This window comes from Bacteriovorax sp. DB6_IX (assembly GCF_000447775.1).
Taxonomy (GTDB): Bacteria; Bdellovibrionota; Bacteriovoracia; order Bacteriovoracales; family Bacteriovoracaceae; genus Halobacteriovorax_A.
In genome coordinates, this window is sequence record NZ_AUNJ01000274.1 from 1 (window position 1) to 7,635 (window position 7,635).

Sequence of the window (7,635 nt, forward strand, 5' to 3'; positions counted from 1 at the left end):
GCTTCAAGAAGAGGGAATTTATCTTCCTTCTACATCAGAGATAAAGAATCTAACTTTTCACTCTGATTTCTCATCTTTTAGATTTTCTACTCCAAAAGATATTTGTGATGACAAGGGGACTGTTCTTGAACTTTCAGACAAAAAGGGAAGAACAATCTCGATGCAATTTATAAGATTTGTGACAGGTCGTTTACCTGAGCTCATTGTTCTTCCGGGAGATAGAGGAAGAAGACAAGTTAATATTGGTTACTTTCCTTTTGGGGGCTATGTAAAACTATTACTCCCACAAGATTGTGAAGTTGTTGTTAAAGAAGGCGATAAAGTTATTGCTACTGAAGCGATTGTCGCTCGATTTGTAGAAGAGGATTAAAATGATTATTCAAGGACCAAAGAAAATTGCGTTCTTTTTACCAAATACGTTCACTGCACTTAATATGGCCTGTGGTTTTGCTTCGATCGTTTTTGCGATGAAAGGACAGTTCTATATGGGATCAATGATCCTTTTATTAGGAGCCATTTTTGATAGTGTCGATGGGAGAGTTGCGAGACTTACAGGAACTCAGTCTTCGTTTGGTGAGCAGTTTGACTCAATCAGTGATGTTATTTCTTTTGGAATGGCACCGGCACTTTTGCTTTACTTAAGATTTTTTCAGGACTTGGGAAGAATTGGGGTGATTATCCCTTTTATCTATCTCCTTTGTGGAGCTCTGAGATTAGCTAGATTTAATGCTAATATCGATAGAGTCACGTCAGATTATTTTCAAGGTTTACCAATTCCAGGTGCAGCTTTAGCTGTCATCGGGTTTGTCCTCTTTTCGACAGAGTTTACTCTAGGACCATGGGCAAAATATATTGCCGCATTCTATGCGGTTGCCTACGGGTTTTTGATGATTTCAAATATTCCTTTTGCTTCTTTTAAAAACTCTGAGTTTGTTAAGAAGAATAAGAGAAAGGTCTTAGCGATTATATTTCTAACTTTTACTCTCATTCTGGTTCATGAGCAGGTGATGATACTTGGCGTTACTACACTATATGTTCTATCATGTTTAGTATACGATTTTGCTCACAGAAAAGAATTGGCAACAATTTTTGATTGGAAGGAAGAAGATGAAGAATAGCCTTAAAGTTTTATCTCTGCTAATGGCCATGAACTTTACTATGGCCGACACTGCTCAGAATTTAAGTGGTCAGATAACAGATTCTCCTTATGAAAATCAAAAGGAAGAATCTGAAGAGACACCATTTCTAAGTGGAACTCATAAGGATAAAGCATTAAGTGTAAAAGACTCTAAAGGGAATATCCCGGCGCCGGGTTCTTCAAATGATTCTTGGACAAATTCAATCCAGGGACAGTCAGCATTTATTGATCAAGATAATAGTAACTATCAAGAATTTTCAAACGATGAGATTGTAAAGAAACTTCATAAGAAGTCTAAGTCTGCATGGGGATTTTCATATTATATGGATACCTATGATTATAAAGATGCGGACAATCTCTTCAATAGAACGTTTGATTCCGATTCAGCAGATTCAACTCAAGCCGGTTATCTGATGATGAATTATAGAAGAAATTTCTATCGTGGTTTTGCAGACTTATTTTTCCAGTTGGATGCGGGATTTTCATATAATACTGGAAAAGGTCTTTTCTCTGACGATAATTCAGAATCAAGAACAACTATCAATTTTTGGGTTATTCCTATTGATTTCATGCTTGGTACCAAGATTCATCTTGGACGCTATGTCGGGTTATCATTGGCCGGAGGACCTAGTGTTGCGGCTATTTTACAAAATAGAAGTGATAGGGAAGAAGGAGCAGATGATAAGGATCTAAGACAAATGGGAACAGGTTATGCTGCTCAAGCAAGTTTAGACATCTCATTATCTCAGATATTTTCTTCATACGGAAACTACCTCAAAAACAATAGTGAAGTTTCAGACCTTAGTCTTTCATTTATTGGAAGAACGATGCAGCTATCTAACTTTAAGAAAGAAGACTTAGAGATAAGTGGAACTTCAATCGGTGTTGGATTTAAGTTTGAATTATTATAAGGCAATTGTTCAGTATAAAGGGACTTCATTCTATGGTTGGCAGAAACAACCTGACCAGAAATCTATTCAGGGTGAGTTAGAGAAAGTTCTTAAAAAACTCAGTTCTTCTGATGATGTACATGTCATTGGCTCGGGTCGAACAGATGCCGGAGTTCACTCTATTGGGCAAACTATTCGCATTGCTATGCCAAAGTTTATGGAAGTACAAAGACTTCAGAGGGCCTTAAATGGTTTGTTGCCTGAGCAGATCAAAGTCACTCAAATTGAAGAAAGCTCTGATCAATTCCAGCCAGTCTTTGATGCTAAGTCAAAAACTTATAAGTATTACTTTTCTACTGAAAAGTATCAGTTACCTCATATGGCCGAGCTTTTGACTTATCTAGATTTCGAAATTGATTTGGAAAAGGCCAATGAAGCTTGCCAAGTTTTTATTGGTGAAAAGGACTTTGTTAATTTTCATACTGTGGGGACGCCGGTTAAGACGACAGTAAGAAAGGTAACAGAGTGTCGAGTTGAAAAAGTTTGTCCGGAGAATCATTCTCTTTTTCCAGAAAATACCTATGTCTTAATTATCTCTGGTAATGGTTTCTTAAAACAGATGGTGCGACTGATAATGTCCTCTATTTGGGCCGTCGCTAGGGGGAGAGTTGAGATTGAACAACTTCAGAATGCCTTTGACTCAAAGCTAGATCAAAAAATTGCACCCACTGCACCACCTCAAGGATTATATCTTTTCAAGGTTGAATATTAGCCTCATTTCCCTCTAGGAAATACGTCTATTCATTGACTTTCGGGGATATTCTCGATAATTTCGATGGCAATTATTTTTTTAATTGATGCAATGTATAAACAAAGAAGGATTGTGTAATGAGTTACAAAGTTGAAGAAGTTAATGGATGCACGAAGAAATTTATTTTCTCATTTGATAACTTAGATTTAAGTGAACAAATCAAAGTTGCTCTAAAAGAAAAACAAAAATCTGTAAATATTAAGGGATTTAGAAAAGGAAAAGCTCCACTTGCTATGGTTGAAAAGCTTTACCGCCCACAAGTTGAATCTGATGCATTAAATAGCTTTGTTCAAAAAGAGTTCTTTGCAGCAGTAGACAAAGAAAACGTTAGAGTTGTGGGTTACCCATCATTCCAAAACGTTGATTACAAAGATGGTGAGTCTGTGAGCTTCGACGCACTAGTTGAAACTTTCCCAGAAATCGAACTTAAAGATTACTCAAAACTTTCTTTCTCTAAGGATAAAGTAGAAGTTACTGATCAAGACGTTGAAGATGTTAAGAAGAACTACCTTGCTCCAAGAGCAGAGATGAAAGAGCTTGAAGACGAAAAAGCAAAACTTGCTAAAGGTCACCACGCTGTATTCAACTTTGAAGGTGAGAAAGAAGATGGTGAAAAGCCAGAAAATATGAAAGGTGAAGAATACCTTCTTGAAATTGGTTCAGGACAATTCATCCCAGGTTTTGAAGATGGAATGATTGGTATGACAAAAGGTGAGAAGAAGACTCTTGAGTTAACTTTCCCTGATTCTTACCACGTTGAAGAACTTAAAGATGCTAAAGTTAAATTCCATGTTGAGCTTCTAGAAATTAAAGAGCAAGTTCTTCCAGAATTCACAGACGAACTAGCAAAAGAAATGGGATTTGAGTCAATTGCAGATTTCCAAGAGAAGACTAAGGCAAACCTTACTCAACAAAAAGAAAGACAGTCTCAAGAAAAACTTAACCAAGAAATCCTTGAGAAGCTAATTGAAGAAAACTCTTTTGAAGTACCACAAGCAATGGTTGCTCAACAAGAAAACTTCTTAAAGCAAGATCTTGCAAATAACCTTAAAGCTCAAGGTTTCACTGAAGAGATGCTATCAGAATACTTCTCTAAGTGGACTGAAGACCTAACAACTAAAGCAACTTTCCAAGTTAAGTCTGGTCTTATTCTAGACTTCCTAGCTAAGAAATACGAAGTTGAAGCAACTGATGCAGACTTCGACGCTAAGATTGAAGAGTCTGCTAAGCTTTCAGGACTTTCAGCTGAACAAGTTAAAGAATTTTACGGAAAAGATGAAAAGATGAAAGGAAATCTTATGTATGCTATCCGTGAAGAAAAAACTTTCGAAAAGTTGGCAGCAGATCTAAAAATTAAATAATTTTTAATCTTATAGTTACCCCTACAATGTCTATAATTTGTGGGGGTAACATCCTGAAATCACACATCTCTAAAAAATTAAGTTTTATTTTACTTCATAAATATTCACATTTCACCGTAACATCTTAAAAGAATCAAAACTGTTTTCAATAGTATTTATTTCTTGATGGAGAGGAAATGAGTTTAAGTGTATTGGTTGTAGATGATGAGAAGAGTCTCACAGACCTTATAACTGAGTCCTTAAAGAGTTTTAACGTCTTTAAGACAGTAATTCCTGCGTATGATGGGATCGACGCTATGAGGAAGCTGACGAATCAGTCTTTCGATATTGTTATTCTAGATCTTGCCATGCCTAAGAAGGATGGAATGGAGGTCTTGAGTTATATTTCTGATGAGGATCTATGTCATTCTAAGGTCATTATTATTTCGGGATCATTAACGGCCGATGTTATCGGTGAGGCAAGAAATCATACGAATCATTTCTTGGCCAAGCCATTTAAGATCGAAGACCTAAAAATGAAAATTGGCCAAGTTATAAAGGAAATAAAAGCGGCGGCGTAGATTACTTCTGAATCTGCGCGCCCATTAGTCTTTCTCTTTGAATTCTATCTGTACATAAAATCCAATCATTTCCAGCACCTCTTCCAACTGGTTTGAATAGGTCTGTATTGATTCTACCACCTTCGTAGATGTCTTCATTTACATGGATTTTCTTAACTTCACCAGTAATGATCTGACCACATCCAGGATCATCTCCGTAACTGAGTCGATCTCTGAAAATACATTCAAAATGAATAGGGCTTTCTTTTATTCTTCTGGCCTTGACGACTTCAGATTCAAGAGGAGTTAAACCAGCATACTTGAATTCATCTTCACCGTATGGAAGTTCCGTCGAAGTCATGTTGATCTTATCAAGAGTTTCTTCTGTGACAAAGTTAACAACAAATTCTTTCTCTCTTAGAATATTTCTTGGAGTATCTTTAAGTTCACCATTAGAGCTCTTAATCATTGGGCTAAAAGCAACAATCATTGGCTTTGCGCTTACGGCAGTAAAGAATGAGAATGGAGCAACATTATTTGAGCCATCTTCATTGAGTGTTGAAACTACAGCAATTGGTCTTGGTAGGATTGAGCCAATTAGAAATTTATAATTATCTTTAAAGTCACCATTTGTATCAAAGCTAAGCATTTTATCTCCTTTTACATCCAACTCTTCCAGTAGTCTTTGTTCTCAACTTTTGAAAACCACTCAGTTGGATTTAATGGGTAACGAGTATCGATCATAACAGCGTACTCATCAGTATAAAGTTTGTCGTCTCCGGCCTCAAAAGCCTTTGGGTGTGGACCGTGATGAATTCCTTGTGGGTGAAATGTCAGGGCTCCTGCATCAATATTGTCGCGACTAAAAAAGTTACCTTGGTGATAGAAGAGAACCTCATCATAATCAATATTTGAGTGATAGAAAGGAACCTTTAGCACTTTGTGTTTCTTGTCTTCAAGAGGCCTTTCGACAAAAGAGCAAATAACAAAGTTCTTTGCTACAAATGTTGTATGACCCGAAGGAGGAATATGATATCTGTGGCTCATGATTGGACAATAGTCATAGATTGAAAGTTTCCAAGGATAGACAGAACCTTTCCACCCTTTGACATCAAGGGGGTTGAATGGATAAGAAACTTCTGTAATCTTTCCTAGTCTTTTTATTTTAACAATATATTCACTTAAGTTATTTTCGGAACCTACTTGAGCTTCTGGGATAACCTTCGCTGTTTGGTCATAAAGAGCATTAGGACCAAGAATACCTCTTGATGGTTCTTCATATTCAGAGTTTGACTCAATTTGTAGTAGTTTTGTTCTTTCACTTACAAAGAATTTATAAGTCGTACCTCTAGGCATTACAATATAGTCACCTCTTTTGAATTCGAGGTGTCCGTAAGTTGTTTCTAATCTACCGGAACCATCATGAATGAAGTAAAGCTCATCATAATCAGCATTACGATAAAAATATTGAAAGTCTTTAGTAAGTGTTCCTAGGCTAACGATACAGTCATTATTTTTTAAGACCTCTTGGAGAGTGTCTTGAGTCTCTGGGTGCTCAAAAAGAGTTGGAAGACATCTTGGTTTTAAGTCACCATCGATATTAGTCCAATTTACAGGAGGGTTTTCATGATAAAGTTGACTTACTCTTCCAAAGAAGCCTTTTCTTCCGTGCTCTTCTTCATATAGTCCCTCTGGAATATCAACATGGGCCTGTTTGGTATGAGTTCCACTTGCTCTAAAGTTTTCCATATTTAGTTACCTTTATGTCCAATTGTATTCTTTAATTTTCCAATAGATTCAATTTCTAATTCAATTTCATCACCTTGCTGAATCCATTTATCTAACTCAAGTCCACATCCTGTTCCAACGGTACCACTTCCAAAGAAGTCTCCAGGAAGAACCCACTCATCTTGAGAAACGTGAGTGATCATTTGTGCCCAGCTGAAGTGTGAGTCACCTGATTTGCCTTGTGACCAGAGTTCACCATTTATTTTTGCCGTCATTTTGAGGTCGGGCTCTTTGAAGTCAAACTCATCAAAAGTTGTAATCACTGGTCCAATAACAGAACAGAAGTCTTTACCTTTTGCTGGTCCAAGTCTTACTGCCATTTCCTTCTTTTGGATATCACGAGCTGAGATATCATTAAGGATTGTGAAACCAAAGATATGCTCGTGAGCATCTTCTTCTCTAATATTTTTCCCTTCTTTACCAACAATCATCCCTAGCTCAAGTTCGTAATCGAGAATATCTGTATATTTAGGCCAGAGAACTTCTTCCTCTGGTCCAATGAAGCCATGAGTTGGACCTTTGTAATATGCAGGGATTTCATACCAAGCTTGTGGGATTGGTTCATTGCGTTTTTCAAACCCTTTAGCTACGTGCTTTTCGTGAGCATAAAAGTCTCTATATGTTGTGATTTGATCGATAGGTGATGAGAGTTTAACTTCACTAGAGTTTTCAAACTCAAAAGCAATAGGAGTACCATCTCTAAGCTCTAGGTCACCAACTTTTTCTAAGAAGAGATAGAGTCCGTAACATTCACTGAGAAAATCAATTGGGTCTTCCTTAAGTCTCAGAATTTGAGATAGGCTTGAAGGGCAAGTATAGTTAGCTCTTTCCCAGAAATTAAACTTTCCCTCTCTTTCATAATCACAGGCCCAAACATAGTTTGGATCGATGATTTTTCCATCTTCAGTAAGAATTCCCATGCGGGCCTCTGGTCTTGCTGAATTATTGTGAATGTAGCGACAAATTTTCATATTGTTTCCTCGTAATCTTTACTAATTAAGCTCTACCAAATTTCTTATCGTATTCTGGTAGTACCGCATCCATGGCTTCATAAAAGTGTTTCATTTCCTCTTTTGTCCCAATACTAATTCTTATATATTCATTCATT

9 protein-coding genes are annotated in these 7,635 nt (G+C 36.9%); 6 read left to right on the plus strand and 3 right to left on the minus strand.

Annotation, left to right across the window (positions count from 1 at the left end; translation table 11 throughout):
* The 6 genes from M901_RS07955 to M901_RS07980 form a co-directional block, all read left to right on the plus strand.
* A partial coding sequence (locus M901_RS07955) for a phosphatidylserine decarboxylase (RefSeq protein ID WP_021277683.1) occupies positions 1-370 on the plus strand: 370 nt, incomplete at its 5' end.
* Position 371: 1 nt separating this feature from the next.
* Complete coding sequence (gene pssA, locus M901_RS07960; RefSeq protein WP_021277684.1) at positions 372-1,118, plus strand: CDP-diacylglycerol--serine O-phosphatidyltransferase; 747 nt, start codon at positions 372-374, stop codon at positions 1,116-1,118.
* Positions 1,108-2,049, plus strand: coding sequence for a hypothetical protein (locus M901_RS07965; RefSeq protein WP_034721328.1), 942 nt, complete (start codon positions 1,108-1,110; stop codon positions 2,047-2,049). The genes pssA and M901_RS07965 overlap by 11 nt, the downstream gene beginning before the upstream one ends.
* Entirely contained in the window at positions 2,036-2,800 is a 765-nt protein-coding gene (gene truA, locus M901_RS07970) for a tRNA pseudouridine(38-40) synthase TruA (RefSeq protein WP_021277682.1), read from the plus strand. The genes M901_RS07965 and truA overlap by 14 nt, the downstream gene beginning before the upstream one ends.
* 116 nt (positions 2,801-2,916) lie before the next feature.
* Positions 2,917-4,200, plus strand: coding sequence for a trigger factor (gene tig, locus M901_RS07975; RefSeq protein ID WP_021277681.1), 1,284 nt, complete (start codon positions 2,917-2,919; stop codon positions 4,198-4,200).
* 176 nt (positions 4,201-4,376) lie between these two features.
* A complete protein-coding gene (locus tag M901_RS07980) occupies positions 4,377-4,760 on the plus strand; it encodes a response regulator (RefSeq protein ID WP_021277679.1) in 384 nt (127 codons plus the stop codon).
* Position 4,761: 1 nt separating this feature from the next.
* Here the strand turns inward: M901_RS07980 and M901_RS07985 are convergent, their stop codons facing one another.
* From M901_RS07985 to M901_RS07995, 3 genes are read right to left on the minus strand one after another with little or no spacing between them, the layout of a single operon-like run.
* Complete coding sequence (locus M901_RS07985) at positions 4,762-5,388, minus strand: flavin reductase family protein (protein WP_021277680.1); 627 nt, start codon at positions 5,386-5,388, stop codon at positions 4,762-4,764.
* Positions 5,389-5,399: 11 nt separating this feature from the next.
* Positions 5,400-6,488 (minus strand): homogentisate 1,2-dioxygenase, encoded by a 1,089-nt coding sequence (locus tag M901_RS07990; RefSeq protein WP_021277685.1) that lies wholly within the window; start codon positions 6,486-6,488, stop codon positions 5,400-5,402.
* Between the two features lie 2 nt (positions 6,489-6,490).
* Positions 6,491-7,498 (minus strand): fumarylacetoacetate hydrolase family protein, encoded by a 1,008-nt coding sequence (locus M901_RS07995; RefSeq protein WP_021277686.1) that lies wholly within the window; start codon positions 7,496-7,498, stop codon positions 6,491-6,493.
* Positions 7,499-7,635: the final 137 nt, after the last annotated feature.